The sequence below is a fragment of the Pseudomonas solani genome (assembly GCF_026072635.1).
Classification (GTDB): Bacteria; Pseudomonadota; Gammaproteobacteria; order Pseudomonadales; family Pseudomonadaceae; genus Metapseudomonas; species Metapseudomonas solani.
On the sequence record NZ_AP023081.1, the window covers coordinates 1,875,701 to 1,901,323 of the forward strand.

The 25,623-nt window shown below is 66.8% G+C and carries 24 protein-coding genes and 2 pseudogenes; 14 read left to right on the top strand and 12 right to left on the bottom strand.

The window, feature by feature from the left end:
• From PSm6_RS08615 to rmf, 3 genes are all read left to right on the top strand, one after another.
• On the top strand, nucleotides 1–384 hold the full coding sequence (locus PSm6_RS08615) for a PaaI family thioesterase (protein WP_021218602.1): 384 nt from the start codon (nucleotides 1–3) through the stop codon (nucleotides 382–384).
• Between the two features lie 122 nt (nucleotides 385–506).
• Nucleotides 507–2,093, top strand: coding sequence for a glutamate--cysteine ligase (gshA, locus tag PSm6_RS08620; RefSeq protein ID WP_021218601.1), 1,587 nt, complete (start codon nucleotides 507–509; stop codon nucleotides 2,091–2,093).
• 285 nt (nucleotides 2,094–2,378) lie between these two features.
• The gene (rmf, locus tag PSm6_RS08625; protein WP_021218600.1) at nucleotides 2,379–2,591 is read left to right on the top strand and encodes a ribosome modulation factor; all 213 of its coding nucleotides are present in this window, start codon (nucleotides 2,379–2,381) and stop codon (nucleotides 2,589–2,591) included.
• A 1-nt stretch (nucleotide 2,592) separates the two neighbouring features.
• Here the strand turns inward: rmf and PSm6_RS08630 are convergent, their stop codons facing one another.
• Entirely contained in the window at nucleotides 2,593–2,991 is a 399-nt protein-coding gene (locus tag PSm6_RS08630; protein WP_031287423.1) for a carboxymuconolactone decarboxylase family protein, read from the bottom strand.
• An 85-nt stretch (nucleotides 2,992–3,076) separates the two neighbouring features.
• Here PSm6_RS08630 and PSm6_RS08635 point away from each other — a divergent pair, with 85 nt between their 5' ends.
• Nucleotides 3,077–3,883, top strand: coding sequence for a cyclase family protein (locus tag PSm6_RS08635; RefSeq protein WP_021218598.1), 807 nt, complete (start codon nucleotides 3,077–3,079; stop codon nucleotides 3,881–3,883).
• 231 nt (nucleotides 3,884–4,114) lie between these two features.
• Here PSm6_RS08635 and argA read toward each other — a convergent pair whose 3' ends face one another.
• Nucleotides 4,115–5,413 carry an amino-acid N-acetyltransferase gene (gene argA, locus PSm6_RS08640; protein WP_021218597.1) on the bottom strand — a complete coding sequence of 433 codons (1,299 nt, stop codon included), beginning with the start codon at nucleotides 5,411–5,413 and terminating at the stop codon, nucleotides 4,115–4,117.
• A 111-nt stretch (nucleotides 5,414–5,524) separates the two neighbouring features.
• A complete protein-coding gene (gene argE, locus PSm6_RS08645) occupies nucleotides 5,525–6,682 on the bottom strand; it encodes an acetylornithine deacetylase (RefSeq protein WP_021218596.1) in 1,158 nt (385 codons plus the stop codon).
• Nucleotides 6,683–6,818: 136 nt separating this feature from the next.
• Between argE and PSm6_RS08650 the strand changes: the two genes are divergently transcribed.
• From PSm6_RS08650 to argC, 3 genes are all read left to right on the top strand, one after another.
• Nucleotides 6,819–8,186: a CYTH domain-containing protein gene (locus tag PSm6_RS08650; protein ID WP_021218595.1), complete on the top strand. Its 1,368-nt coding sequence runs from the start codon at nucleotides 6,819–6,821 to the stop codon at nucleotides 8,184–8,186.
• A 49-nt stretch (nucleotides 8,187–8,235) separates the two neighbouring features.
• On the top strand, nucleotides 8,236–8,895 hold the full coding sequence (locus PSm6_RS08655) for a DUF502 domain-containing protein (protein WP_021218594.1): 660 nt from the start codon (nucleotides 8,236–8,238) through the stop codon (nucleotides 8,893–8,895).
• An 85-nt stretch (nucleotides 8,896–8,980) separates the two neighbouring features.
• Nucleotides 8,981–9,928, top strand: a complete 948-nt coding sequence (gene argC, locus PSm6_RS08660; protein ID WP_021218593.1) for an N-acetyl-gamma-glutamyl-phosphate reductase — start codon at nucleotides 8,981–8,983, stop codon at nucleotides 9,926–9,928.
• A gap of 644 nt (nucleotides 9,929–10,572) precedes the next feature.
• On the opposite strand, the gene PSm6_RS08665 is transcribed toward argC, so the two are convergent.
• Nucleotides 10,573–11,043 (bottom strand): Lrp/AsnC family transcriptional regulator, encoded by a 471-nt coding sequence (locus tag PSm6_RS08665; protein WP_021222855.1) that lies wholly within the window; start codon nucleotides 11,041–11,043, stop codon nucleotides 10,573–10,575.
• Nucleotides 11,044–11,168: 125 nt separating this feature from the next.
• Here PSm6_RS08665 and PSm6_RS08670 point away from each other — a divergent pair, with 125 nt between their 5' ends.
• The 7 genes and pseudogenes from PSm6_RS08670 to aguA all read left to right on the top strand — a co-directional run bounded on the left by PSm6_RS08670 (nucleotide 11,169) and on the right by aguA (nucleotide 17,845).
• Nucleotides 11,169–11,516, top strand: a complete 348-nt coding sequence (locus PSm6_RS08670; protein ID WP_021222854.1) for an ACT-like domain-containing protein — start codon at nucleotides 11,169–11,171, stop codon at nucleotides 11,514–11,516.
• Between the two features lie 134 nt (nucleotides 11,517–11,650).
• Nucleotides 11,651–13,435: a type IV pilus assembly ATPase TfpB gene (tfpB, locus tag PSm6_RS08675; RefSeq protein ID WP_021222853.1), complete on the top strand. Its 1,785-nt coding sequence runs from the start codon at nucleotides 11,651–11,653 to the stop codon at nucleotides 13,433–13,435.
• Nucleotides 13,436–13,511: 76 nt separating this feature from the next.
• Nucleotides 13,512–14,431: pseudogene (locus PSm6_RS08680) on the top strand (SPFH domain-containing protein).
• A 2-nt stretch (nucleotides 14,432–14,433) separates the two neighbouring features.
• The gene (locus PSm6_RS08685; RefSeq protein WP_265170032.1) at nucleotides 14,434–14,889 is read left to right on the top strand and encodes an NfeD family protein; all 456 of its coding nucleotides are present in this window, start codon (nucleotides 14,434–14,436) and stop codon (nucleotides 14,887–14,889) included.
• A 60-nt stretch (nucleotides 14,890–14,949) separates the two neighbouring features.
• Nucleotides 14,950–15,600: a TetR/AcrR family transcriptional regulator gene (locus tag PSm6_RS08690; RefSeq protein WP_265170033.1), complete on the top strand. Its 651-nt coding sequence runs from the start codon at nucleotides 14,950–14,952 to the stop codon at nucleotides 15,598–15,600.
• A gap of 207 nt (nucleotides 15,601–15,807) precedes the next feature.
• A pseudogene (gene aguB / locus PSm6_RS08695) lies at nucleotides 15,808–16,652 on the top strand (N-carbamoylputrescine amidase).
• An 86-nt stretch (nucleotides 16,653–16,738) separates the two neighbouring features.
• Nucleotides 16,739–17,845: an agmatine deiminase gene (gene aguA / locus PSm6_RS08700; protein ID WP_265170034.1), complete on the top strand. Its 1,107-nt coding sequence runs from the start codon at nucleotides 16,739–16,741 to the stop codon at nucleotides 17,843–17,845.
• 285 nt (nucleotides 17,846–18,130) lie between these two features.
• Here the strand turns inward: aguA and PSm6_RS08705 are convergent, their stop codons facing one another.
• The 8 genes from PSm6_RS08705 to PSm6_RS08740 form a co-directional block, all read right to left on the bottom strand.
• Nucleotides 18,131–18,346 carry a TOBE domain-containing protein gene (locus PSm6_RS08705; RefSeq protein WP_003455791.1) on the bottom strand — a complete coding sequence of 72 codons (216 nt, stop codon included), beginning with the start codon at nucleotides 18,344–18,346 and terminating at the stop codon, nucleotides 18,131–18,133.
• Nucleotides 18,347–18,447: 101 nt separating this feature from the next.
• Nucleotides 18,448–19,257, bottom strand: a complete 810-nt coding sequence (gene ssuB / locus PSm6_RS08710) for an aliphatic sulfonates ABC transporter ATP-binding protein (protein WP_265170035.1) — start codon at nucleotides 19,255–19,257, stop codon at nucleotides 18,448–18,450.
• Entirely contained in the window at nucleotides 19,254–20,039 is a 786-nt protein-coding gene (gene ssuC / locus PSm6_RS08715) for an aliphatic sulfonate ABC transporter permease SsuC (RefSeq protein WP_265170036.1), read from the bottom strand. The genes ssuB and ssuC overlap by 4 nt, the downstream gene beginning before the upstream one ends.
• A 10-nt stretch (nucleotides 20,040–20,049) precedes the next feature.
• Nucleotides 20,050–21,207, bottom strand: coding sequence for an FMNH2-dependent alkanesulfonate monooxygenase (ssuD, locus tag PSm6_RS08720; RefSeq protein ID WP_265170037.1), 1,158 nt, complete (start codon nucleotides 21,205–21,207; stop codon nucleotides 20,050–20,052).
• A 110-nt stretch (nucleotides 21,208–21,317) separates the two neighbouring features.
• Nucleotides 21,318–22,283, bottom strand: coding sequence for a sulfonate ABC transporter substrate-binding protein (locus PSm6_RS08725; protein WP_263401029.1), 966 nt, complete (start codon nucleotides 22,281–22,283; stop codon nucleotides 21,318–21,320).
• A 109-nt stretch (nucleotides 22,284–22,392) separates the two neighbouring features.
• On the bottom strand, nucleotides 22,393–22,968 hold the full coding sequence (gene ssuE / locus PSm6_RS08730; protein WP_265170038.1) for an NADPH-dependent FMN reductase: 576 nt from the start codon (nucleotides 22,966–22,968) through the stop codon (nucleotides 22,393–22,395).
• A gap of 103 nt (nucleotides 22,969–23,071) precedes the next feature.
• Nucleotides 23,072–23,710 carry a peroxiredoxin gene (locus PSm6_RS08735; RefSeq protein ID WP_265170039.1) on the bottom strand — a complete coding sequence of 213 codons (639 nt, stop codon included), beginning with the start codon at nucleotides 23,708–23,710 and terminating at the stop codon, nucleotides 23,072–23,074.
• Between the two features lie 488 nt (nucleotides 23,711–24,198).
• On the bottom strand, nucleotides 24,199–25,530 hold the full coding sequence (locus tag PSm6_RS08740) for an OprD family porin (RefSeq protein WP_265170040.1): 1,332 nt from the start codon (nucleotides 25,528–25,530) through the stop codon (nucleotides 24,199–24,201).
• Nucleotides 25,531–25,623: the final 93 nt, after the last annotated feature.

The following is a 25,623-nucleotide window of genomic DNA, read 5'->3' on the forward strand; positions in this document are numbered from 1 at the left end:
ATGGAAATCTCCGACCTGCACACCGCCAGCGCCTACAGCAAGCTGCTGGGCATCGAACCGGTCAGCCTGGGCGACGGCGTCGCCGAGGCGCGCCTGACGATGGGCGAGCACCTGCGCAATCGCGGCCAGGTGATGCACGGCGGAGCCATCTTCTCGCTGCTCGATATCGCCATGGGCCTGGCCTGCACCAGCGTCCATGGTTTCGAGCGGCGCAGCGCCACCATCGAATGCAAGATCAACTACATCCGTCCCGTGGCCGAGGGTGACATCCTCTGCCGCGCGCGGGTGGTGCACGCCGGCTCGCGGACCCTGGTGGTCGAAGCCGATGTGCTGCAGGGCGACAAGCTGGTCGCTAAAGGGCAAGGCACCTTCGCCCAGCTGTAAGCGCCAGGACGGCGAGGCTCTATTCTGGACAAAGCGACAACGCAGTCATGTCCGCCCCTTGTAGACCGACCAGTCCACCCTCATATTGGGGCGACTGTCCCTGGGACCCACAGGATTCCAAATTGAGCGACCTTCTCTCCCGCCGCCTGGCATTGCTGGGCGAGCGTGCCCACCTGTCCCTGCTGACCCAGTGCCTGCACGGTATCGAACGCGAATGCCTGCGCGTCGAAGACAACGGCCAGTTGGCCCTGACGCCGCACCCGGTGGCCGTCGGTTCGGCCCTGACCAACCCGCAGATCACCACCGACTATTCCGAGTCGCTGCTGGAGTTCATCACCCCCACCGAGCACGACCCGGCCGACACCCTGGCGGACCTGGAGAAGATCCATCGCTTCACCTACCAGAAGCTCGACGGCGAGCTGCTGTGGAGCGCCTCGATGCCCGGCCGCCTGCCCAGCGAGGAGATCATCCCGATCGCCCGCTACGGCACCTCGCCCATCGGCCGCCTGAAGTACGTCTACCGCCGCGGCCTGGCCGTGCGCTACGGCAAGACCATGCAGTGCATCGCCGGCATCCACTACAACTTCTCCCTGCCCGAAGCCCTGTGGCCCCTGCTCAAGGAAGCCGAAGGCGACGAGCATAGCGACCGCGACTTCCAGTCGGCGCGCTACATCGCGATGATCCGCAACTTCCGCCGCTACAGCTGGTTGCTGATGTACCTGTTCGGCGCGGCGCCGGCGCTGGACCAGAACTTCCTCCGTGGCCGCCCCCACGACCTCGACCGCCTCGACGCCGACACCCTGTTCCTGCCCTGGGCCACCAGCCTGCGCATGAGCGACCTGGGCTACCAGAACAACGCCCAGTCCGGCCTCACGCCTTGCTACAACAACCTCGACAGCTACCTGTCGAGCCTGCGCCAGGCGGTGTCCACGCCCTACCCGCCCTATGCCGAGATCGGCACCAAGCGCGATGGTGAGTGGGTGCAGCTGAACACCAACGTGATCCAGATCGAGAACGAGTACTACTCGTCGATCCGCCCGAAGCGCGTCACCTACACCGGCGAGCGCCCGATCCAGGCGCTGATGGCCCGTGGCGTGCAGTACGTCGAAGTGCGCTGCCTGGACATCAACCCCTTCCTGCCCCTGGGCATCGACCTGGAAGAGTCGCGCTTCCTCGACGCCTTCCTGCTGTTCTGCGCACTGCAGGACAGCCCGCCCCTGGCCGGCGGCGAATGCCGCGACTGCACCGACAACTTCCAGCGCGTGGTCAAGGAAGGTCGCCGCCCCGGCCTGCACCTGCAGCGCAACGGCCAGGAAATCGGCCTCCAGGAATGGGCCGGCGAGCTGCTCGACCAGATCGCCCGCACCGCCGACCTGCTGGACCGCGCCCAGGGCAGCCAGGCCCACGCCGAAGCCCTCGCGGCCCAGCGCCTCAAGGTCGCCGACGCCAACCTCACGCCCTCGGCCCGGGTCCTGGCCGAACTGCGCGAGCGCGGCGAGAGCTTCAGCGAGTTCGCCCTGCGCTACAGCCGGCAGCACGCCGAGTACTTCCGCGCCGAGACCCTGGCCCCGGACGACCAGGAGCGCCTGGAAACCATGGCGCGCCAGTCCCTGGAAGAACAGGCGCGCCTGGAAGCCGAACCCGATGTCGACTTCGATACCTTCGTCGCCGCCTACCAGGCCAGCATCCTCGGCTTGCTGAGCAACTGACACGGTCCCTGCCGTTCCCGGGCTGAAGCCCGGGCTACGGTAGGTTGGCGCCGAGCGCAGCGAGGCCCAACGGTGCTAGCCGCAACCCCGCTCGTTGGGCTTCGTGCCTCAGCCCAACCTACGGATTGCAGCGGCGCCGGAACCACCCGCGAAACCTCGTGCCCTCAAAAGGCGCGGCCTGTCACAAAACCGACAAGCTGGGGCTCCAACTGGGACAGGCGGCCACCCGCGCCGGAAAACCGGCAGCTAGCATGAGCACATATCCAGAGCCTGCGAGCTTTGCCCATGGCGCCCCCAGACGCCCACCCCGAAGACAGCCAGCAATGGAGCCTGGAAAGCCTCAACAAGGCTTACCAACAAGGCTACATGGCAGGCCTCACCGGCCAGACCATCAACCAGCAACCCTACCCCGCCGAAGTCCTCGCCGCGGCCTGGGAAGCCGGTTGGGACGACGGCCACGACCAGTACGAGCTGCAGCGTCCCTCGCGGATCGCCTGAATCAGTCCTCGCGAAAAGCCGCGTCCAGCGGAACCCGATAACCCGTCGCCAGCCGGTTGGTCTCATTGGCCATGCCGATCACCGCCTGCAGTTCGCCGAACATTTCCTCGGTCATCCCCGCCTTGCGCGCCGCCGCCGTGTGCGAGCCGATGCAGTAGGCGCAATTGTTCGTGACGCTGACGGCCACGTAGAGCAGCTCCTTGGTCAGCGGGTCCAGCGCGCCGGGGGCCATCACCTGCTTCAGGCTCTCCCAGGTGCGACGCAGGTTGTCCGGGTGCTGGGCCAGGGCCTTCCAGAAGTTGTTCACCTGGTCGACCTTGCGCGTGGCCATGATGTCGTCATAGACGGCGCGTACTTCCGGACTGGCATGTTCATATTCGATCAAGTGCTTAGACGACATCGCGTTTCCCCTTCTAAGTTATGAGACAGCCAGTATAGGCAGCCCGCCCGTACCGGCCCGATCCCAACCAAGGAGAAGGTCACGCATGTCGATACGCACCCTGGGCCGCCTGGCCCTCACCGCCTCGCTGTCCCTGCCGCTGCTGGCCCAGGCCGCGCAACCCGGCCTCTGGGACACCTACGCCACGCTCAAAACCAAGACCTGGGTCGACCTGACCCACGCCTACGACGAGCAGGTGCCGCACTGGAAGGGCTTCGAGAACGCCCAGCGCAAGACGCTCTACACCGTCGACAAGGACGGCTTCCAGGTGGACCTCTACACCCACGTCGGCCAGTGGGGCACCCATGTCGACCCGCCGGTGCACTTCCACAAGGGCCTGCGCGGCATCGACCAGATCGACGTGAAGGAACAGCTGCTGCCGCTGGTGGTGCTGGACATCCACCAGCAAGCGGCGAAGAACCCCGACTACGTGCTGACCCTGGCCGACGTGAAGGCCTGGGAGGCCAAGCACGGGCCGGTGCCGGAAGGCGCCTTCGTGGCCCTGCGCAGCGACTGGTCCAAGCGCTGGCCGAGCCAGGAAAAGATCCAGAACGCCGACGCCCAGGGCGTGGCCCACTACCCGGGCTGGAGCAAGGAGGCGCTGGTGTACCTCTACGAGACGCGCAAGATCACCGCCTCCGGCCACGAGACCACGGACACCGACCCGGGCATCGCCACCAGCAAGGACGACTACTCGCTGGAGTCCTACATCCTCGGCAAGGACCACTACCAGATCGAGCTGCTGGCCAACCTGGACCAGGTGCCGGAAGCCGGCGCGCTGGTGGTGGTGAGCTTCCCGAAGATCGCCCGGGGCACCGGCTTCCCGGCGCGGGTGTTCGCGATATTGCCCTGATGGGGTGAGCGGGATTCCCCCCTGTGGGCTTCAGCCGCGATGGGCCCGGTGCCGGGCCCTTTCGCGAGTCCACTGGAAGAGGGGCCTCGGAGCGGGCAGCCGTCGCTCACTCCAGACGTAGGGTGTGCTGCGCGCACCTGGAGCTCGCCGGAAGCACCGTGCGAAGGTGCGCACGGCACACCCTACGGCACGCGTTCATCCTGCCGAGCCCTCAGTTCTGTAGGAGCGGCCTCAGAGCGCCTTTTCGAAGATCTTCGAGTTGCGCTGGTAGTTGTAGAGCGAGGCACGCGCCGCCGGCAGGCTTTCCACGCCGCTGGGCTGGAAGCCGCGCTCGCGGAACCAGTGGGCGGTGCGGGTGGTGAGCACGAAGAGGGTCTTCAGGCCCAGGGCGCGGGCGCGGTCCTCGATGCGTTCCAGCAGTTCGTCGCCACGGCCGCCGTGGCGGTATTCCGGGTTCACCGCCAGGCACGCCAGCTCGCCGGCCTCGGAGTCGGCGATGGGATAGAGCGCCGCGCAGGCGATGATGTGGCCGTCGCGCTCGACGATGCTGAACTGGCCAATCTCGCGCTCCAGCACCTCGCGGGAACGGCGCACCAGGATGCCCTGGTCCTCCAGCGGGGTGATCAGGTCGATCAGCCCGCCGACGTCCTCGATGGTGGCTTCGCGCAGGGACTCGAACTGCTCCTGGTCCACCAGGGTGCCGCCACCGTCGCGGGTGAACAGCTCGGTGAGCAGGGAGCCGTCCTCGGCGTAGCTGACCATGTGGCTGCGCTTGACCCCGCTGCGGCAAGCCTGGGCGGCGGCGTCCAGCAGCTCGGCCTGGTAGCTGTTGCCCAGGCGCACGAGGTGGCTGGGCACTTGCTGCGGGCGCAGTTCGCGCACCAGCTTGCCGGCTTCGTCGATCAGCCCGCGTTCGCTGCCGAACAGCACCAGCTTGTCCGCACCCAGGTCGATGGCGGCGCGGGTGGCGACGTCTTCACAGGCGAGGTTGAAGATTTCCCCCGTGGGCGAGTAGCCCAGGGGCGAGAGCAGCACGATGGAGCGCTCGTCCAGCTGGCGGCCGACGCCCTTGCGGTCGATGCGGCGCACTTCACCGGTGTGGTGGTAGTCGACGCCATCGACCACGCCAATGGGCCGCGCGGTGACGAAGTTGCCGCCGGTCACACGCAGGCGCGAGCCCTGCATGGGCGAGGCGGCGATGTCCATGGACAGGCGCGCCTCGATGGCGATGCGCAGCTGGCCCACGGCGTCGATCACGCACTCCAGGGTGGGGCCGTCGGTGATGCGCAGGTCGCGGTGGAAGTGCGGGGTGAGCCCGCGCGCGGCCAGGCGTGCCTCGATCTGCGGGCGCGAACCATGCACCAGCACCAGGCGCACCCCCAGGCTGTGCAGCAGCACCAGGTCGTGGACGATGTTGCCGAAATTCGGATGGGCGACGCCTTCGCCGGGCAGCATCACCACGAAGGTGCAGTCCCGGTGGGCGTTGATATAGGGCGATGCGTGGCGCAGCCAGTTGACGTAGTCGTGCATGGATTCCGTGAGCCTGTGAACGTTGGCGAAATGAGCGGTGCTACTCCGGAGACGGAGTCGGGGGCGTCGCGTTTATCGTCGTCGCAGGAACATCAACGGATTCCCTCCACATCAGGCCTTGTCGGCGGGGTTCAGGCAGTAGTGCTGGATGAGCTGGCGCAACAGCGCCACGGTAGGTTCGATGCGTGACAGTTCGAGGTGTTCATCGGGCTGGTGGGCGCAGGCGATGTCGCCGGGGCCGAGCACCAGGGTCTCGCAACCAAGCTGCTGAAGATACGGCGCTTCGGTGCCGAAGGCCACCGCTTCTGCGGCATGCCCGGTAAGACGTTCGGCCAGGCGCACCAGATCACTTCCGGCCGGTTCCTCGAAGGGCGGCACGGCGGGGAACAGCGGCTGGTAGTCGATGGCCACGCCATGGCGCTCGGCGAGTGGCGCCAGGCGCTGGCGGATGGCCGCGCGGAGCATTTCCGGCTCCATGCCCGGCAGCGGGCGCAGGTCGAACTCCAGGCTGCACTGGCCGCAGATGCGGTTGGGGTTGTCGCCACCGTGGATGCAGCCGAGGTTGAGGGTGGGCTGGGGCACGTTGAACAGCGGGTTGTTGAACGTGCGCTGCCACTCGCCACGCAGGGCCACCAGCGCGGCGATGCTTTCGTGCATCGCCTCCAGGGCGCTGCGGCCCAGGCTCGGGTCGGAGGAGTGGCCGCTCTGCCCGAGGATATCGATGCGCTCCATCATCACGCCCTTGTGCAGGCGAATCGGCTTGAGGCCGGTGGGCTCGCCGATCACCGCGGCGCGGCCCAGGGGTTGCCCAGCGGCGGCCAGGGCGCGGGCGCCGGACATCGAACTCTCTTCGTCGCAGGTGGCCAGGACGATCAGCGGACGGCGGAACGACTGGTCGCGCAGGCTGCGCACCGCCTCGATCACCAAGGGGAAGAAGCCCTTCATGTCGCAGCTGCCCAGGCCGTACCAGCGGTCATCGGCCTCGGCGAGCTGCAGCGGGTCGGTCTTCCACAGCGCGGCATCGAAGGGCACGGTGTCGCTGTGCCCCGCCAGCACCAGGCCGCCGGGGCCGCTGCCCAGGGTGGCCAGCAGGTTGGCCTTGCCGGGCGCCACCTGCTGCACCTCGCAGCGGAAGCCCAGCTCGCCCAGCCAGGCCGCCAGCAGGTCGATCACCGCCTGGTTGGACTGGTCCCAGCCGGGCTGGGTGCAGCTCACCGAAGGCGCCGCGATCAGTGCGGCGAACTGGCTCTTCAGGTCTGGAATGGGCATCGGTCACCTCCAAGGACGAGGGCTCATCATAGGGACAACCTACCAGCGGCGAAACCGCCCGGCAGGTCCCCTCGGCGTCCTGTAGACTTCACCGCCTCGGCAGCCATCCCGTGCTGCGATTGATAAAACTCCGGCCATGCAAAAAGAAACCGAAATCAAGCTCCGCGCCAGCCGCGAGACCCTCGAAGCCCTCCGCGACCACCCGCTGCTGAAGAAGCGCAACAAGAGCGGCTGGGAGAAGCGCGAGCTCTTCAACCAGTACTACGACACCCCCGAGCGGGATTTGTCGCGCGCCAAGGTCGCCCTGCGCCTGCGTCGCGACGGTGATCAATTCATCCAGACCCTGAAGAGCCGTGGCCAGAGCGTGGCCGGCCTCTCCGAGCGCAACGAGTGGGACTGGTACCTGACCAAGGCCAAGCTCGACCCGAAGAAACTCGGTGACGACTGCTGGCCCGCCAGCCTCGCCGAGCTGGACAAGAAGACCCTGGCACCGATCTTCACCACCGACTTCGTCCGCGAGCGCGCCGAGATCGCCTGGGGCCGTGGCAAGGCCAAGGTGGTGGTGGAAGCCGCCCTGGACCTGGGCAAGGTCATCGCCGGCAAGGCCGAGGAAGAAATCTGCGAGCTGGAGCTGGAACTGCGCCAGGGCGAGCCCGAAGCCCTGCTGGAGCTGGCCCGTGAACTGGCCGCCGACCTGGCCCTGATGCCCTGCGACATCAGCAAGGCCGAGCGTGGCTACCGCCTGTTCGACGCCAACAGCTACAGCGTCGCCCTGCCGGCCCCGGAGCTGGACGCCGAGATGCCCCTGGACGACGCCATCGCCGCCATCGCCTGGCACCTGCTCGGCAGCAGCCAGCGCCTGGCCGAGCAATACCGTTTCAACGGCCACTGGAAGCTGCTCGGCGAATGGCTGCAGCAACTGATCGACCTGCGCGCCCTGCTCGGCAGCCTCGGCCAGGCCGCACCGCGCACCACCAGCCATGGCCTGCGTGAAGCCCTGGACGCCCTGATCGGTGACTGGCGCCCGCGCCTGGCCGCCGGCCAGGACGACGAAGCCGCGCGCAAGGCCGCGCCGCAGCAGTTCGCCGACGAACTGGCCGGCACCCGCTGGGGCCTGTTCTCCCTCGACGCCTCCAGCTGGCTGCTGGCCCGCGGCTGGACCGCCAACCGCAACGACCGTGGCAACCGCCAGGGCAAGGCGGCGCTGGGCAAATGGCTGCCGCGCCTGCTGGGCGACGAAGCCCGCGACCTGCAGCTGGACCGCTACAAGCGCCAGCCCGAGGACCTCGCCGAACAGCTGCCGCGCATCGAGCGCCTGCTGGTCTGGCTGCGCCTGGCCCGCAGCGTGCTGCTGGAAATCCCCGAGACCGACCGTTGCTACGGCGAGCTGAACAAGCTGGCCGAACTGGCGAGCCAGCCGATCGACGAGGAAGCCCTAGAAGCCCGTGTCACCCAGGCCCACCAGGTGCTGACGCTGAAGAGCTGGAAACAGCTGCTCAAGTGATGCGACCCGGCACCGCGCGCCCGCGCGGTGCCGACGAGGAACCCACCCGATGTTCAAGCAAAGCTTCCGATCCCTGCTCGGCACCTGGCTGACCGGCCTGCTGGCCCTGTTGCCGCTGGTGCTGACCCTGGCCCTGCTGGCCTGGATCGTCAGCCTGCTCAATCGCCTGGTGGGCCCCTCGACGCTGATCGGCCAACTGCTCGCCGCCCTCGGCCAGCCATTCGCCAGCAACCCCTACCTCGCCTGGTTCGTTGGCACCCTGGTGCTGCTGGGCAGCCTCTATCCCCTGGGCCTGGCCGTGCAGCTGGGCCTGCGCCGGCCACTGGCCTGGCTGTTCGACCAGACCCTGCGGCGCACCCCTCTGATCGGCAACGTCTACAACATCGCCGACCGCTTCGTCGGCATGCTCGACAAGGAAAAGAACGCCGACATCACCACCATGAAGCCGGTCTGGTGCTTCTTCGGCGGTGACGGCGCGGCAGTGCTCGCGCTGCAGCCCAGCTCCGCCCCCATCGAGCTGGAAGGCCGGCCCTACTGCGCCATCCTGGTGCCCACCGCGCCCATCCCGGTGGGTGGCGGCCTGCTCTACGTGCCGGTGGACTGGGTGCGCCCGGCCGACATGGGCGTCGACGCGCTGACCAGCATCTACGTCTCCATGGGCCTCACCCCGCCGCCCGCCGCCACACCGCCCGACGCCTCGCGGAGCTGATCCGCCGACGCGCTTGGCCAAGGCGCCACCCCGCTGGTTACAATGCGCGCCCCGCTCTTCATTCGTCTGTCCGAGAGAGTCCGCCATGGTTTTCAAAGTGTTCGTAGATGGTCAGGAAGGCACCACCGGCCTCCGCTTGCTCGACTACCTGTCCGGCCGTGCCGACATCGAGCTGCTGCGCATCGCCGATGACAAACGCAAGGACCCGCAGGAGCGCGCGCGCTTCCTGAATGCCGCCGACGTCGCCTTCCTCTGCCTGCCCGACGTGGCCTCCCGCGAGGCGGTGTCGCTGGTGACCAACCCGAACACCTGCATCATCGACGCCAGCACCGCGTTCCGCACCGATGACAGCTGGGCCTATGGCCTGCCGGAACTGGCCGCCGGCCAGCGCGAGAAGATCCGCACCAGCAAGCGCATCGCCGTGCCCGGCTGCCACGCCAGTGCCTTCATCCTCGCCGTGCGCCCGCTGATCGACGCCGGCCTGCTGCCCGCCGACTACCCACTGTCGACCTTCTCCCTCACTGGCTACAGCGGTGGCGGCAAGGGCATGATCGCCCAGTACGAAGCCGGCAACGACGCCGCCCTGATGAGCCCGCGCCCCTACGCCCTGGGCCTGGAGCACAAGCACCTGCCGGAAATGCGCGTCCAGGCCCGCCTGGCCCAGGCACCGGTGTTCAACCCCATCGTCGGCCCCTTCCTCAAGGGCCTGGCGGTCACCGTGCCGCTCTACACCGAGCGCCTGGCGCGCAAGGCCAGCGCCGCCGAAATCACCGAGATCTACCGCCAGCACTACGCCGGCGAACAGTTCGTGCGGGTGATGCCGGCCGGTGACGAAGCCAACCTCGACGGCGGCTTCTTCGACGTCCAGGGCTGCAACGACACCAACCGCGTCGACCTCTTCGTCTTCGGCTCCGCCGACCGCCTCAACCTGGTCGCGCGCCTGGACAACCTCGGCAAGGGCGCCGCCGGTGCCGCAGTGCAGTGCATGAACGTGCACATCGGCGCCGACGAGGCCACCGGCCTCAACGCCTGATCCGCTGCACAACGAGAAAGGCCGGCCTCTGCCGGCCTTTTTTTGTGCCTACGGGATTTACACCGGCCCATCCAGTAGCCCGGGCTACGCGCTGAAAAAGCCCCGCCGATGCGGGGCTTTTTCGTTCCCGCGAGATAAGCCGGCGGGTTTCACCCGCCCTACGTACTGCCTATCGGGAGTTTGTGTCAGCAGCGCTGACACCTTTGCTTTATTCGGGCGACAAAATTGAAGCAGCGGCCAAACGCCCCTTTCAGGAGGCCGAGCGAATCGTCGTGTAAGGGGTTGAGCGACATGGATGTCGCGAGAGCCGCGATGGGCCAGGGATGGCCCTTCGCGGCGTGCCCCTGGAACGACGATGGAGCGAGGGAAGTCTGGCTTCAGCCAGACCCGTATGCAGGGGCAAGCCCTTTTGGTTCCTTTTAAGTGGTTCGGCATTCCGACGATTGTTAAAAGGGACTCGCCCGGGTGGGCGAAACCAAAAGCATCAGCAGAGCTCGGCAATCAGCTGGGCTCGAAGCTCCCCAACTTACTCGCGAAAGGGCCGCGCAGCGGCCCCAGGCGCGAACCCGCAAGGAGCGGCAGCCTATCGGCTGCCATCGCGAATGAATTCCCACAGGTACCTCCCCCCGGGGCAGTGCGTCCCCCTACCCGCCCACCGGCAAGCGGGTGGTCGACTTGATCTCCGACAGGGCGACGATGGAGTTGACCTCCTGGATGCCCGGCACCAGTGACAGCTTCTCGAAGAAGAAGCGCTCGTAGGCCTCGATATCCTTGGTGACGATGCGCAGCATGAAGTCCACTGCGCCCATCAGCACGTGGCATTCCAGCACCTCGGGGAAGCCCTGCATGGCCTCGGCGAATTCGGTGAGGTTGGAGCGGCCGTGGGCGTTGAGCTTCACCTGGGCGAAGATCTGCGCGTTGAGGCCGATCTTGCGCCGGTCCAGCAGGGTCACCTGGCGGCGGATCACGCCTTCCTCCTTGAGCCGCTGGATGCGCCGCCAGCAGGGCGACTGGGACAGGCCGATGCGCTCGGCGATCTCGGCGGTGGCGATGCTGGCGTCCTCCTGCAGCAGTTCGAGGATGCGGCGGTCGTAGGGATCGAGTTCGACAGGCATGAAAAACCCCAATATTCGGATATCGGGGAAATTCTATTCCTCAACAAGCCGAAAGGACCAATAAACAGGCAGAAATTCTCCGCTTGGCGCCCGGAAAATAGGCCGTCGCCTCCGGAGCCGCCAACATGCTCGATCTCGAAGAATCACCCCGCGTCACCCTGCCACCGCCCTTCACCGCCGCCCTGGCGTCGCGGGAAGACGTGTGGAGCAAGGCGCACCTGCCCGGCCAGGCGCGCACCCTGAGCTTCACCATCCTCGCCGAGGCCGACGCGGACATCCTCAGCCGCCTGCTCGGCTACTTCGCCCAGCTGCAACTGGTGCCGCAGTGGCTGGAGTCCAGCCGCCAGGGCGACGAGCTGCTGCTGCGGGTGCGCCAGGACGGCCTGACCCTCCACCGCGCCGAGGTCATCGCGCAGAAAATGCGCTCCCTGGTCAGCGTGTTTTCGGTGGATGTGCAGCCTGCGGCATCCTGACCACGCCGTTCGGTGCACCCGATCACGCAATGCCCTTCGCCCCGAGGCGCCGATTCGGGCATCCTGTGCCCCCTCCACGGAAGAGTGCGTTGGCTACTCTTCCCTGACCGGGATCGCGTGACCAAGGAGCCTGCATGTCCGCTTTTGCCTCAGCCGCCCAGGATCGCTGGCTGGACCTCAACGACCTCCTGCGGGAGCTGGTGAACCAGGGCCGGATCGCCCAGGACACCGCCGAGCAGTGCATGGCGATTCGCCGCAGCGCGGTGAACAACCAGCAGCACCCGCTGGAATTCCTCGCCAGCCAGCAGGTCGACGACCTCAAGCGCCCCGGCAAGAAGCTCGACCTCGAAGCCCTGACCGTCTGGCTTTCCGAGTACGCCGGCCAGCCCTACCTGCGCATCGACCCGCTGAAGATCGACGTCGCCGCGGTCACCCCGCTGATGTCCTACGCCTTCGCCCAGCGCCACAAGATCCTCGCCGTGGCCGCCGACAGCGAGAGCGTCACCATCGCCAGCGCCCAGCCCTTCGTGCACAGCTGGGAGGGCAACCTCACCCACGTGCTCAAGCGCCCGATCAAGCGCATCGTCGCCAACCCGGCAGACATCCAGCGCTTCACCGTGGAGTTCTACCGCCTGGCCAAGTCGGTCAGCGGCGCCAATGCCGTGGACCAGAAGATCAGCGGCGTCGGCAACTTCGAACAATTGCTGAAACTGGGGGCGAACGACCAGGAACCTGACGCCAACGACGCGCATATCGTCAACATCGTCGACTGGCTGTTCCAGTACGCCTACCAGCAGCGCGCCAGTGACATCCACATCGAGCCGCGCCGCGAACAGGGCACCGTGCGCTTCCGCATCGACGGCGTGCTGCACACCGTCTACCAGTTCCCACCGCAGGTGACGATGGCCATCGTCAGCCGCCTGAAGAGCCTCGGCCGCATGAACGTGGCGGAGAAGCGCAAGCCCCAGGACGGCCGGGTCAAGACCAAGACCCCGGAAGGCGGCGAGGTGGAGCTGCGCCTGTCCACACTGCCCACCGCCTTCGGCGAGAAGATGGTGATGCGGATCTTCGACCCCGAGGTGCTGCTCAAGAGCTTCGACCAGCTGGGCTTCTCCCAGGACGACCTGAAGCGCTGGCAGAGCATGACCAACCAGCCCAACGGCATCATCCTGGTCACCGGCCCCACCGGCTCGGGCAAGACCACCACGCTCTACACCACGCTCAAGCAGCTGGCCACCAGCGAGGTGAACGTCTGCACCATCGAAGACCCCATCGAGATGATCGAGGGCGCCTTCAACCAGATGCAGGTGCAGCACAACATCGACCTGACCTTCGCCAGCGGCGTGCGTGCGCTGATGCGCCAGGACCCGGACATCATCATGGTCGGCGAGATCCGCGACCTGGAAACCGCCGAGATGGCCATCCAGGCGGCGCTCACCGGCCACCTGGTGCTCTCCACCCTGCACACCAACGACGCCCCCAGCGCCATCACCCGCCTGCTGGAACTGGGCGTGCCCTACTACCTGCTGCGCGCCACCCTGCTCGGGGTCATGGCCCAGCGCCTGGTGCGCACCCTGTGCCCGCACTGCAAGGCGCCCATCGAGCTGGAAGAAGAGGACTGGCAGAATCTCACCCGCCCCTGGAGCGCACCGCTGCCCACCGGGGCGCACCGCGCCGTGGGCTGCCTGGAATGCCGCGACACCGGCTACCGGGGCCGCGCCGGGGTCTACGAGATCATGCTGCTGTCGGACTCGGTGAAGAGCTACATCACCGCCGACACCGACCTGGTCGGCCTGCGCCGCAACGCTTTCAAGGAAGGCATGCGCAGCCTGCGCCTGTCCGGCGCGCAGAAGGTCGCCGCCGGGCTGACCACGGTCGAGGAAGTGCTGCGGGTCACCCCGCAGAGCGAACAGAAGTAACCACCGCCGCCCGGCGCAGAATCCGGGCGGATAACCGAGAAAGGCCGCTGCCGGCACTCACCTACAGGGAACAGTCATGGGCATCACCACAGTCGTACTCCTCTTCGTCGCGCTCGCCGTGGCCATCGTCTTCATGGGCTTCAAGGTCGTGCCGCAGGGCTACGAGTGGACGGTGGAGCGCTTCGGCCGCTACACCAACACCCTCAAGCCGGGCCTGAACATCATCGTTCCGGTGATGGACCGCATCGGCCGCAAGCTCAACGTCATGGAAGCCGTGCTGGACATCCCCCGCAGGAAGCCATCAGCGCCGACAACGCCATCGTCGAGATCGACGCCGTGTGCTTCTTCCAGGTGATCAACGCGGCCCAGGCGGCCTATGAGGTGAACAACCTCGAGCACGCCATCCGCAACCTGGTGATGACCAACATCCGCACCGTGCTCGGCTCCATGGAGCTGGACGCCATGCTCAGCCAGCGCGACGCCATCAACGAGCGCCTGCTGCGCACCGTCGACGAAGCCACCGCGCCCTGGGGCATCAAGGTCACCCGTATCGAGATCAAGGACATCAGCCCGCCCGCCGACCTGGTGGAAGCCATGGCCAGCCAGATGAAGGCCGAGCGCCTCAAGCGCGCGCAGATCCTCGAGGCCGAAGGCTCCCGCTCCGCCGCCATCCTCACCGCCGAAGGCCACAAGCAGGCGGAAATCCTCCGCGCCGAGGGCGAGCGCGCCGCCGCCTTCCTCGAAGCCGAGGCCCGCGAACGCGCCGCCCAGGCCGAAGCCGAGGCGACCCGCGTGGTCTCCCAGGCCATCGCCAACGGCAACGTGCAGGCGGTGAACTACTTCGTCGCGCAGAAATACGTCGAGGCCCTGGGCAGCCTGGCCAGCGCCAACAACAGCAAGGTGATCCTCATGCCGCTGGAGGCCAGCCAGGTGATCGGCTCGGTGGGCGGCATCGGCGAGATCGTCAAAGCCACCTTCGGCGACAAGAAGGTCTGACCATGCTCGGCTACCTGCAGACCCTGTCCTTCTGGGACTGGCTGGCCCTGGGCACCCTGCTGCTGATCCTCGAAGTCTTCGGCGCCGGCGGCTACCTGCTGTGGATCGGCCTCGCCGCCGCCGCGGTGGGCGTGCTCACCTTCCTCGTGCCGGGCATCCCGTGGGAGGTGCAGTTCATCCTCTTCGGCGTGCTCTCGGTGTGCACCGCCGTCTACTGGTGGCGCCGCCAGCGCAGCGCCGCCAAGCCCTCCGACCAGCCAGGGCTGAACCGCCGTGGCCAGGAATTCGTCGGCCGCCAGTTCGCCCTGCACCAGGCCATCGAAGGCGGGCGCGGCAAGATCAAGGCCGGCGATTCGGTGTGGCTGGTGATCGGGCCCGACCTGCCCGTCGGCGCCCAGGTCCGCGTGGTCGGCCAGGACGGCGTGCTGCTCAAGGTGGAACCTGCCGGCGACAACTGACGCAAGCCTTGCACGGGCTCCCGCCCTGACGTCCAATAGCGCGTCGCCCAGGAGCCCGTCATGCCACGTCCCGCCACCACCCGCAAACCCCGCGCCAGCAGCCAGCTGCGCATCACCGGGATTCTCGACGCCGCACGGGCGCTGCTGGCCGAGGAAGGCGTCGCCAACCTGTCGATCTACAGCGTGGCCGAGCGCGCGGACATGCCGCCCTCCTCCGTCTACCACTTCTTCGCCAGCGTGCCGGCCATCCTCGAAGGCCTCACCGCCGAGGTGCACGCCGCCTTCCGCGCCTGCCTGCAGGAGCCGGTGGAACACGGCAGCCTGGGCAGCTGGCGCGACCTCTCGCGCCTGGTGGAAGAACGCATGCTGGCGATCTACGCCGACGACACCGCCGCGCGCCAGCTGATCCTCGCCCAACACGGCCTCACCGAAGTGACCCAGGCCGACCGCCAGCACGACATCGAGCTGGGCCGCCTGATGCACCGCCTGTTCGAGCGCCACTTCGAGCTGCCGGCACTGCCGGATGACATCGACGTCTTCGCCCTGGCCATGGAGCTGGGCGATCGCGTCTATGCCCGCTCGGTGCAGCTGCATGGCGAGATCACCCCGCGCTTCGCCGAGGAAGGCATGCGCGTGTTCGATGCCTACCTCGGCCTCTACCTGCCGCCCTTCCTGCCCAAGCGGGCCGTTGCGCTTGCCGATACCCCCTGAAATCGCTCGATTTCTATCCGACATTAAGCCGATAAACATCCGCTTTATGGGTAATAATTTTCTTTTTACCGATTTAAATCGCTTTTAAAGCGGATTTTTATCGATTATAAAGTCGCCATTCCCGGGCGACCTGCGCCCGTTCATCGACAGCAATCGTCCTGACGAGGTGTCTCCATGTCCCGCATCGTTACCGTCGCCGCCACCCAGATGGCCTGCTCCTGGGATCGCGCCGCGAACATCGCCAACGCCGAGAAACTGGTGCGCCAGGCGGCCGCCAGGGGGGCGCAGATCATCCTCATCCAGGAGCTGTTCGAGACCCCCTACTTCTGCCAGAAGCCCAACGCCGACTACCTGCTGCTGGCCACCGCCACCGAGGTCAACGCCGCCATCGCCCACTTCCAGAAAGTGGCCGCCGAGCTGCAGGTGGTGCTGCCCATCAGCTACTTCGAACTGGCCGGGCGCGCGCGCTTCAACAGCATCGCCATCATCGACGCCGACGGCAGCAACCTAGGCGTGTACCGCAAGAGCCACATCCCGGACGGCCCGGCTACCACGAGAAGTACTACTTCAACCCCGGCGACACCGGCTTCAAGGTGTGGAACACCCGCTACGCGCGCATCGGCGTCGGCATCTGCTGGGACCAGTGGTTCCCCGAGTGCGCCCGCAGCATGGCGCTGCTGGGTGCCGAGGTGCTGTTCTATCCCACCGCCATCGGCAGCGAGCCCCATGACGCCAGCATCACCTCCCGCGACCATTGGCAACGCGTGCAGCAGGGTCACGCAGGCGCTAACCTGATGCCTCTGGTGGCGTCGAACCGCATCGGCCGCGAAGAGCAGGACGGCTACGACATCACCTTCTACGGCTCCTCCTTCATCGCCGACCCGTTCGGCGCCAAGGTCGAGGAGCTGAACGAAACCGAGGAAGGCGTGCTGGTCCACAGCTTCGACCTCGACGCACTGGAACGTACCCGCAGCGCCTGGGGCACCTTCCGTGACCGTCGCCCGAACCTGTACGGCCCGCTGAAGACCCTGGACGGCTCCCTGGAGTCCTGACACCCCTTTCCAGTGGTCCCCGCCAGCGCGGGGCCCACTCAACAGCCACCGCAGCGTCCCTCACCGGGCGACCACAGGTAACCCCCATGAAACCTCTGAACAGCACCCCCCGCGCCGATGGCTTCCGCATGCCGGCGGAATGGGAAACCCACAGCCGCACCTGGATGGTCTGGCCCGAGCGCCCGGACAACTGGCGCCTCGGCGGCAAACCCGCCCAGGCCGCCTTCAGCGCCGTGGCCCGTGCCATCGCCCGTTTCGAGCCGGTGACCGTCTGCGTCAGCGCCGGCCAGTACGAGAACGCCTGCCAGCGCCTGGACGAACCGAACATCCGCGTGGTGGAAATCACCACCGACGACGCCTGGGTGCGGGACACCGGCCCCACCTTCGTCACCGACGACACCGGCGAGGTGCGCGGCGTGGACTGGGCCTTCAACGCCTGGGGCGGCTTCGACGGCGGCCTCTACTCGCCGTGGAACCGCGACGACCAGGTGGCCTCGAAGGTGCTGCGCATCGAAGGCTTCCAGGGCTACCGCACCGAAGGCTTCGTGCTGGAAGGCGGCTCCATCCACGTGGATGGCGAAGGCACCCTGATCACCACCGAGGAATGCCTGCTCAACCGCAACCGCAACCCGCACCTGGGCCGCGAGGAGATCGAGGCGGTGCTGCGCGACCACCTGGCGGTGGACAGCATCATCTGGCTGCCGGACGGCCTCTACAACGACGAGACCGACGGCCACGTCGACAACTTCTGCTGCTACGTGCGCCCGGGCGAAGTGCTGCTGGCCTGGACCGACGACCCGGCCAACCCCAACTACCCGCGCTGCCAGGCGGCGATGAAGGTGCTGGAGCAAGCCCGCGACGCCAAGGGCCGCCAACTGGTGGTGCACAAGATGCCGATCCCCGGCCCGCTCTACGCCACGGACGAGGAATGCGCCGGCGTCGACCTGGTGGCCGGCACCCAGGAACGCGACCCGTCGATCCGCCTGGCCGGCTCCTACGTCAACTTCCTCATCGTCAACGGCGGCATCATCGCGCCCAAGTTCGACGACCCCAAGGACGCCGAAGCCGAAGCCATCCTCAAGCGCCTGTTCCCGCAGCACGAAGTGGTGATGGTCCCCGGCCGCGAAATCCTCCTCGGCGGCGGCAACATCCACTGCATCACCCAGCAACAGCCGGCACCGCAGACGCGCTGAGCCGAACCCGGATGAACGAAGCCCCGCGAAAGCGGGGCTTTTTCATTACGACACAAGGTGCAGATAGCTTCCCGGGCGACACCTCTGTGGGAGCGAATTCATTCGCGAAGGATCGCGCAGCGATCCCGGTCCTTCCGGGCGGCCCTGCGGTCCGCATCGCGAATGAATTCGCTCCCACAATCCATATCAGCATCGTCAGAGCACATGCCCCAAACGAACGAGCCCCCGCATGCGCGGGGCTCTTCATGTCGGCACAAGGCAGCTGACACAACCTCATCCAGCGGATCACAGCTTGGCGATGGACACCTCGGTGGATTTCACGAAGGCGATCACTTCGGAACCGATGCCCAGCTCCAGCTCGCGCACGGAACGGGTGGTGATCACCGAGGTGACGATGCCGGCGGCGGTCTGCACGTCGATTTCCGACAGCACCGGGCCTTCGATGATTTCCTTGATGGTGCCTTTGAACTGGTTGCGGACGTTGATGGCTTTGATGGTCATGGTGTTTTCTCCTGGGGTCGAAAATGAGCTGTAAGCCAGAAGCTGAAAGCTTGAAGAGGACTGCCTGCTTCAGGCTTCCGGCTTCGAGCTTCCGGCTGCTCTTAGAGCGCCCAACGCAACTGCGTGGGCAGGGGTGAAAAGGGTTCCGGCTCCGGTGGCGAGGCGGGTTGCGACAGCACCCGCTCCAGCACCTCGGCCTCCAGTGCCGCCAACCGCGCCGAACCACGGGGGCGGGGGCGGGGCAGTTCCACGGCGAGGTCGAGGCCGACCTCGCCGTCTTCGATCAGGATCACCCGGTCGGCGATGGCCACGGCCTCGCTGACATCGTGGGTGACCAGCAGCACGGTGAAGCCGTGCTTCTGCCAGAGGCGTTCGATCAGTTGCTGCATCTCGATGCGGGTCAGCGCATCCAGCGCGCCCAGCGGTTCGTCCAGCAGCAGCAGGCGCGGTTCGTGGATCAGGGCGCGGGCCAGGGCCACGCGCTGCTTCTGGCCACCGGACAGCGCCGCCGGCCATTCCTGGGCGCGGTCGGCCAGGCCCACGGCCTCCAGCGCTTCCAGGGCCTTGGGCCGCCAGTTGCCGGAGAGGCCGAGGCCGACGTTGTCGATCACCCGTTTCCACGGCAGCAGGCGGGCGTCCTGGAACATCAGGCGGGTGTCTTCGCGGGCATCGTCCAGCGGTGCGGAGCCGGCCAGCAGCTGCCCACGGCTGGGTTTGTCGAGCCCGGCCAGCAAGCGCAGCAGGGTGCTCTTGCCGCAGCCACTGCGGCCGACCACGGCGACGAACTGGCCGGCGGGGATCAGCAGGTCGATGTCCTTGAGCACTTCGCGCTCGCCGAACGATTTGCCGATGCTGCGTATCGCCAGCGGTATGCCGCGCTTCAGGCGTTGCGGCGTGGACAGGGCATTCATGCCGCACCTCCCTTGGCCTGGTACGCCGGGTGCCAGCGCAACCACAGGCGTTCGAGGCCTCGGGCGGCGACGTCGGCCAGCTTGCCGAGTACCGCGTAGAGCAGGATCGCCAGCACCACCACATCGGTCTGCAGGAACTCGCGGGCGTTCATCGCCAGGTAGCCGATGCCGGAGCTGGCGGAGATGGTCTCGGCGACGATCAGGGTCAGCCACATGAAGCCGAGGGCGAAGCGCACGCCCACCAGGATTGAGGGCAGCGCGCCGGGCAGGATCACCTGGCGGAACAGGCCGAAACCGGAGAGGCCATAGCTGCGCGCCATTTCCACCAGCGCCGGGTCGACGTTGCGGATGCCGTGGTAGGTGTTGAGGTAGATGGGGAACAGGGTGCCGAGGGCGACGAGGAAGATCTTCGCCGACTCATCAATGCCGAACCACAGGATCACCAGCGGGATCAACGCCAGGTGCGGCACGTTGCGGATCATCTGCACCGAGCTGTCGAGCAGGCGCTCGCCCCATTTCGACAGGCCGGTGATGAAGCCCAGCAGCAGGCCGATGCCGCCACCGATGGCGAAGCCGATACCGGCGCGCCAGCCGCTGATGGCCAGGTGGGTCCAGATTTCACCGCTGGAGAGCAGGTGCCAGCCCGCCGTCACCACGGCGCTGGGCGCCGGCAGGATGCGGGTGGAGAGCAGGCCGGTTTCCACGGCGATCTGCCAGGCGGCCAGCAGCGTGAAGGGCAAGGCCCAGGGCGCCAGGCGCTGGAGGATGGATTGGAAGTTCATCTGCGCATCCTCAGCTCTGGGAGACCTTGAGGCGACGCTCGGGCAGCGCCTCGTTGGCGACCATCTCGCCGAAGGGGCTGACGAAGGCCAGGCCGTCACCCGTCTGCGGGCGCGCCACGTCCAGGTGGGGGAACAGCAGTTCGGCCACGCGGTAGGACTCTTCCAGGTGCGGGTAGCCGGAGAAGATGAAGGTGTCGATGCCCAGGTCGGCGTATTCCTTGACCCGCGCCGCCACCGTGGGGCCATCGCCCACCAGCGCGGTGCCGGCACCGCCACGCACCAGGCCGACGCCGGCCCAGAGGTTGGGGCTGACTTCCAGCTGGTCGCGGCGGCCGTTGTGCAGGGCAGCCATGCGCTGCTGGCCGACGGAATCGAAACGGGCAAAGGCGGCCTGGGCCTTGGCGATGGTTTCGTCGTCGAGGTTGGCGATCAGGCGGTCGGCGGCGGCCCAGGCCTCTTCGTTGGTCTCGCGCACGATCACGTGCAGGCGGATGCCGAAGCGCACGCTGCGGCCGAGCTTGGCGGCCTTCTCGCGCACCTGCTCGATCTTCTCCTTCACCGCGGCCGGTGGCTCGCCCCAGGTCAGGTACAGCTCGACCTGCTCGGCGGCCAGGTCCTGGGCGGCTGCGGAGGAACCGCCGAAATACAGCGGCGGGCGCGGCTGCTGCAGCGGCGGGTAGAACAGCTTGGCGCCCTTCACCTGGATGTGCTTGCCGTCGTAGTCGACGGTCTCGCCCTCCAGTACGCGGCGCCAGACGCGGGTGAACTCGACGGAAGCCTCGTAACGCTCTTCATGGTTCAGGTGCAGGCCATCGGCGGCCAGCTCGTCCGGGTCGCCCCCGGTCACCAGGTTGAACAGCGCACGGCCACCGGAGAGGCGGTCGAGGGTGGCGGCCTGGCGTGCGGCGACGGTGGGCGAAATGATCCCCGGGCGCAGGGCCACGAGGAACTTCAGGCGCTGGGTCACCGGGATCAGCGAGGCGGCGACCAGCCAGGAGTCCTCGCAGGAGCGGCCGGTGGGGATCAGCACACCGCCGAAACCGAGGCGGTCGGCAGCCTGGGCGATCTGCTGCAGGTAACCGTGATCGACAGCGCGGGCGCCCTCGGATGTGCCGAGGTAGTGGCCGTCGCCGTGGGTAGGCAGGAACCAGAAGATGTTGAGGCTCATCGCAATAACTCCAGAGTGAGCGCGCCGGCGTGGCGTAGCCGCGCGATGATTGTTCGTTTACGGGTATCAGGACCTTCCCCGCGCCGTCCTGGCGCGGGGCAAGGCGCAAATCACGGCTGCTGGGCGACCTTGGCGGGCGGCGTCCAGATCACGTCCTTGATGCTGAGTTTTTTCGGGATCAGCTTCAGGTCGGTGAAGGTGTCGGCGATCTTCTGCTGCGCGGCGACCACCTCCGGGGTGAGGAACTGCGCGCCATAGCCCTGGCGCTTCACCGCGATGGCGGTGATGTCCTTGGGCAGGCCGAGCAGCGGCGCCACCTGTTCGGTGACCTTGTCCGGGTCGGCCTTGGAGTCTTCGCCCACGGCGCGCACTTCCTCCACCAGGGTGCTGATCACCTGCGGGTGCTGGGTCGCGTAGTCGCGGGTGGCCAGGTAGAACTGGTGGTTGTCCACCAGCTGGCTGCCGTTGCGCAGGGTGCGCGCCTGCAGCTGCTGCTCGGCGGCGGCCTGGAAGGGGTCCCAGATCACCCAGGCGTCGACGCTGCCACGCTCGAAGGCGGCGCGGGCATCGGCCGGGGGCAGGTACACGGGCTGGATGTCGCTGTACTTCAGGCCGGCGTCTTCCAGGGCGCGGACCAACAGGTAGTGCACGTTGGAGCCCTTGTTCAGGGCGACCTTCTTGCCGGCCAGTTCCTTGACCGACTTGATGGCCGAATCCTTCGGCACCAGGATCGCCTCGCTGGTGGGCGCTGGCGGCTCATAGGCGACGTAGAGCAGGTCGGCACCGGCGGCCTGGGCGAACACCGGCGGGGTCTCGCCAGTCACGCCGAAGTCGATGGAGCCGACGTTGAGGCCTTCCAGCAGCTGCGGGCCACCGGGGAACTCGGTCCATTTCACCTCGATGCCCTGGTCGGCCAGGCGCTTCTCCAGCGAGCCCTTGGCCTTGAGCAGCACCAGGGTGCCGTATTTCTGGTAGCCGATCCGCAAGGTCTCGGCCTGTGCCTGGGTGATGGCGCCGAAGGTGATGGCCGCTGCAAACAGGGCGACCAGGCTCCGACGCAAAGTGATGGTGCGCATGGCGCTCTCCTCGAACTCTGCTTTGGGTAGTGGTTGCGCCTGCTTGCCCGTTGGCGGGCGAGTAAGGCTTTGTTCTTGTCACCCCCGAGGGAGTGTCGTGTCGTCTTGCTCAGATGCTCCAGCGCGCATTGCGCAGGGCATCCGGGGCCAGGGGCCGCGGCCTTCTGGCCAGGGCCCGGTGGAACTGCTCCAGCGATTCATCCAGGCGCTGCTCCAGCGACGGAGCCAGCTGCACGCCACCGTTCTGGCGCTCCACCTGGCTGTCGTCGGCGAAGATGCCGTGCAGTACTTCCTCGGCCTTGAGGGCCGTCAGAACGGGCCGCAGTGCGTAATCCACCGCCAGCATGTGGGCCTTGCTGCCACCGGTGGCGATGGGCAGCACGACCTTGTGTTCCAGGGCCCGCTCGGGCAACAGGTCGAGCAGGGTCTTCAGGGCACCGGCGAAGGACGCCTTGTACACCGGCGTCGCCACCAGCAGCCCGTCGGCGCGGCCGATCTGTTCGATCAGGTGCTGCACCTGCGGGCTGTCGAAGCGTGCGTGCAACAGGTCCTCGGCCGGGAAGTCCCGTACCGCGAAGCCCGCCAGTTCCACCCCATGCCGCTCCAGCCACTGGCGGGCGCGGGTCAGCAGGGCTGCCGAACGCGACTCCAGGCTGGGACTGCCGGAAAGGGTTACCACCAACATCGGGACTGTTCCTCTTCGATAAAAAACGGACCGGCGCACCGGTCCGAACCCTGCTCGTAAATCCATTCGCCCGGGCCTGCTCGTGCAGGCCTGGGCGCCCGCATCAGCGGTTGGGCTGCGGGGTCAGGCGCAGGTAGGGCTTGACCGCCTTGTAGCCACGGGGGAAGCGTTGCTTGATTTCGTCCTCGTCCTTCAGCGAAGGCACGATCACCACGTCGTCGCCGTCCTGCCAGTTGGCGGGGGTGGCGACCTTGTGGCTGTCAGTGAGCTGCAGGGAGTCGATCACCCGCAGGATCTCGTTGAAGTTGCGCCCGGTGCTGGCCGGGTAGGTGATGATCAGGCGCACCTTCTTGTTCGGGTCGATGATGAACAGCGAACGCACGGTGAGGGTGTCGTTGGCGTTCGGGTGGATCAGGTCGTATAGGCCGGAAACCTCGCGGTCGGCGTCGGCGATGATCGGGAAGTTGACCACGGTGTGCTGGGTCTCGTTGATGTCGTCGATCCACTTCAGGTGCGAGTCCACCGGGTCCACCGACAGGGCGATGGCCTTGACGCCACGGGCGGCGAATTCGTCCTTGAGCTTGGCGGTCAGGCCCAGCTCGGTGGTGCACACCGGGGTGAAGTCGGCGGGGTGCGAGAAGAGCACGCCCCAGCTGGCGCCCAGCCACTCGTGGAAACGGATGCGGCCTTCGCTGGATTCCTGTTCGAAGTCGGGGGCGATGTCGCCGAGTCTGATGCTCATCTGTGCAGCTCCTTGAGACTGAATTCGTCGTTCTGTGCGCCCACTATGCCCAGCCTCGAAGGAAATCAAAAAGAATAAATAACAATTTATTTATAACTTTAAGAGCTATATCTCCAACCACCCCCAAACACCCCGCCACCCCCTGTAGGAGCGAGCTCTGCTCGCGAACCCAGGTGCGGCCAGCGACCCGTAGGATGGGTAGAGCGAAGCGAAACCCATGGGGTCCTGGGCACTCCGCATCGATGGGTTTCGTACCTCGCGGAACGCTGCCCGACCCAACCTGCTGAAGCGCTGAATCCACTCCCACGGGAAGCACCGGCCCTGGCACCCGTACCGTAGGAGCGAGCTCTGCTCGCGAAGCTCTGGGCGACTGAAGTCGCCCCTACAGATCGCCCTGCAACTCGCCGGATGCGCCACCCTTCTCCAAATCGCGCCCACAAAAAAGCCCCGCCTCCGCCAGGGGCGGAAGCGGGGCTCGATGAGGCTGCTTACAGCAGGGTCAGGGTGTAGCTCACGATCAGGCGGTTTTCGTCCTGGTCGCGGGTGGCGTCGCTGCGCAGGGCAGCGTTACGCCAGGACAGGCCCAGGCCTTTCAGCGGGCCGTCTTGCAGGGTGTAGTCCAGGCGGAAGTCACGCTCCCACTCGCCCTGATCCTTGCCCTGGGTCTCGATGTTGGTGCCCTTCAGGTAGGTGGCGACGGCCTTCAGGCCCGGTACACCGGCCTTGGCGAAGTCGTAACCGTACTCGGCCACCCAGGTGCGCTCGCCGGCGCTGAGGAACTTGCCGATCTGACGGTCGGTGATCAGGTACGCGGTGGCACCGTCACCCTGGTTCAGGAAGGGGAAGGCGCTGTCGCCGGACACCTGCTGGTAGCCCAGGCTGGCGGCATGGCTGCCCAGGGTGTAGGTGAAGAAGGCGCTCCAGGTCTTGTTGTCGACTTCGTAGCGGTCGGCATCGGTGGTCGCCCAGTTGCCGGAGCTGCGGTAGCCCTCGAGGCGGCCGGCGGCGCTGGAGTTCTTGCCATCGGAATCGCTGTAGAAGTAGCGCAGGTCGGACTTCAGGGAGCCCGGGCCAACCGGCAGCAGGTGGGTCAGGCCCAGGAAGTGCTGGTTGTAGAAGTCTTCCAGGTTGCCGTAGTAGTACTGGGCGGTCAGGTCCTTGGTGACCTTGTAGTCGCCACCGGCGTAGTAGAACTTGTTGCTGAACTGGCCGGTCTGGGCGTTGTTGGCGCCACCGATGGACAGGCCACGGGCGTCGCTGGAGTTACGGCCCTTGGCGTGTTCGAGCTGGCCACCGACCAGGGTCAGGCCATCGATTTCGTTGGAGGTGACCTGGCCACCTTCGAAGGTCTGCGGCAGCAGGCGACCGTCGTTGAAGGAGACGACCGGCAGCTTGGGCTGCAGGGTGCCGATGCGGGCTTCGGTCTTGGAGATGCGGACCTTGCCGGTCACGCCGATGCTGCCGAAATCGTCCACGGCACGGCCATCGCCTTCCGACGGGAATACGGTACCGCCGTAGGAATCGCTACCGGCGTTGTAGTGAGTGCCTTTGCCGGAGTCCAGGCGCACACCCAGCAGGCCCAGTGCGTCAACGCCGAAGCCTACGGTGCCTTCGGTGTAGCCGGAGGTGTAGTTGAAGATGAAGCCTTGGCCCCACTCTTCCTGCTTGGACGGGTTGGCAGTGCCTTCGCGGTTGTCCTGGTTGATGTAGAAGTTACGCAGGCCGAGGGTGGCCTTGCTGTCCTCGACGAAACCGCCTGCGAAAGCCTGTTGGGCCAGGACGCCGGCAGCGATGGCCAAGGCCAGGGAAGATTTGTTCATGCTCGTGCTCCAGATGGTGCTTGTTTCTTGGTTGTTTTAAAGGTGAGGCGCGCATCAGCTGCGCTATATATAAAAATATACAGCGCGCCATTA

What these genes read in the sequence shown, in the direction of transcription:
- PSm6_RS08635 (WP_021218598.1), top strand. Translation starts at nt 3,077, where the DNA reads ATGTCGATACGCACCCTGGGCCGCCTGGCCCTCACCGCCTCGCTGTCC.
- PSm6_RS08630 (WP_031287423.1), bottom strand. Translation starts at nt 2,991, where the DNA reads ATGTCGTCTAAGCACTTGATCGAATATGAACATGCCAGTCCGGAAGTA.
- ssuB (WP_265170035.1), bottom strand. Translation starts at nt 19,257, where the DNA reads ATGAATGCCCTGTCCACGCCGCAACGCCTGAAGCGCGGCATACCGCTG.
- ssuE (WP_265170038.1), bottom strand. Translation starts at nt 22,968, where the DNA reads ATGTTGGTGGTAACCCTTTCCGGCAGTCCCAGCCTGGAGTCGCGTTCG.
- ssuC (WP_265170036.1), bottom strand. Translation starts at nt 20,039, where the DNA reads ATGAACTTCCAATCCATCCTCCAGCGCCTGGCGCCCTGGGCCTTGCCC.
- rmf (WP_021218600.1), top strand. Translation starts at nt 2,379, where the DNA reads ATGGCGCCCCCAGACGCCCACCCCGAAGACAGCCAGCAATGGAGCCTG.
- argA (WP_021218597.1), bottom strand. Translation starts at nt 5,413, where the DNA reads ATGCACGACTACGTCAACTGGCTGCGCCACGCATCGCCCTATATCAAC.
- ssuD (WP_265170037.1), bottom strand. Translation starts at nt 21,207, where the DNA reads ATGAGCCTCAACATCTTCTGGTTCCTGCCTACCCACGGCGACGGCCAC.
- PSm6_RS08725 (WP_263401029.1), bottom strand. Translation starts at nt 22,283, where the DNA reads ATGCGCACCATCACTTTGCGTCGGAGCCTGGTCGCCCTGTTTGCAGCG.
- aguA (WP_265170034.1), top strand. Translation starts at nt 16,739, where the DNA reads ATGAAACCTCTGAACAGCACCCCCCGCGCCGATGGCTTCCGCATGCCG.
- PSm6_RS08740 (WP_265170040.1), bottom strand. Translation starts at nt 25,530, where the DNA reads ATGAACAAATCTTCCCTGGCCTTGGCCATCGCTGCCGGCGTCCTGGCC.
- PSm6_RS08670 (WP_021222854.1), top strand. Translation starts at nt 11,169, where the DNA reads ATGCTCGATCTCGAAGAATCACCCCGCGTCACCCTGCCACCGCCCTTC.
- argC (WP_021218593.1), top strand. Translation starts at nt 8,981, where the DNA reads ATGGTTTTCAAAGTGTTCGTAGATGGTCAGGAAGGCACCACCGGCCTC.
- PSm6_RS08685 (WP_265170032.1), top strand. Translation starts at nt 14,434, where the DNA reads ATGCTCGGCTACCTGCAGACCCTGTCCTTCTGGGACTGGCTGGCCCTG.
- PSm6_RS08735 (WP_265170039.1), bottom strand. Translation starts at nt 23,710, where the DNA reads ATGAGCATCAGACTCGGCGACATCGCCCCCGACTTCGAACAGGAATCC.
- PSm6_RS08690 (WP_265170033.1), top strand. Translation starts at nt 14,950, where the DNA reads ATGCCACGTCCCGCCACCACCCGCAAACCCCGCGCCAGCAGCCAGCTG.
- argE (WP_021218596.1), bottom strand. Translation starts at nt 6,682, where the DNA reads ATGCCCATTCCAGACCTGAAGAGCCAGTTCGCCGCACTGATCGCGGCG.
- PSm6_RS08655 (WP_021218594.1), top strand. Translation starts at nt 8,236, where the DNA reads ATGTTCAAGCAAAGCTTCCGATCCCTGCTCGGCACCTGGCTGACCGGC.
- PSm6_RS08615 (WP_021218602.1), top strand. Translation starts at nt 1, where the DNA reads ATGGAAATCTCCGACCTGCACACCGCCAGCGCCTACAGCAAGCTGCTG.
- PSm6_RS08705 (WP_003455791.1), bottom strand. Translation starts at nt 18,346, where the DNA reads ATGACCATCAAAGCCATCAACGTCCGCAACCAGTTCAAAGGCACCATC.
- tfpB (WP_021222853.1), top strand. Translation starts at nt 11,651, where the DNA reads ATGTCCGCTTTTGCCTCAGCCGCCCAGGATCGCTGGCTGGACCTCAAC.
- PSm6_RS08665 (WP_021222855.1), bottom strand. Translation starts at nt 11,043, where the DNA reads ATGCCTGTCGAACTCGATCCCTACGACCGCCGCATCCTCGAACTGCTG.
- PSm6_RS08650 (WP_021218595.1), top strand. Translation starts at nt 6,819, where the DNA reads ATGCAAAAAGAAACCGAAATCAAGCTCCGCGCCAGCCGCGAGACCCTC.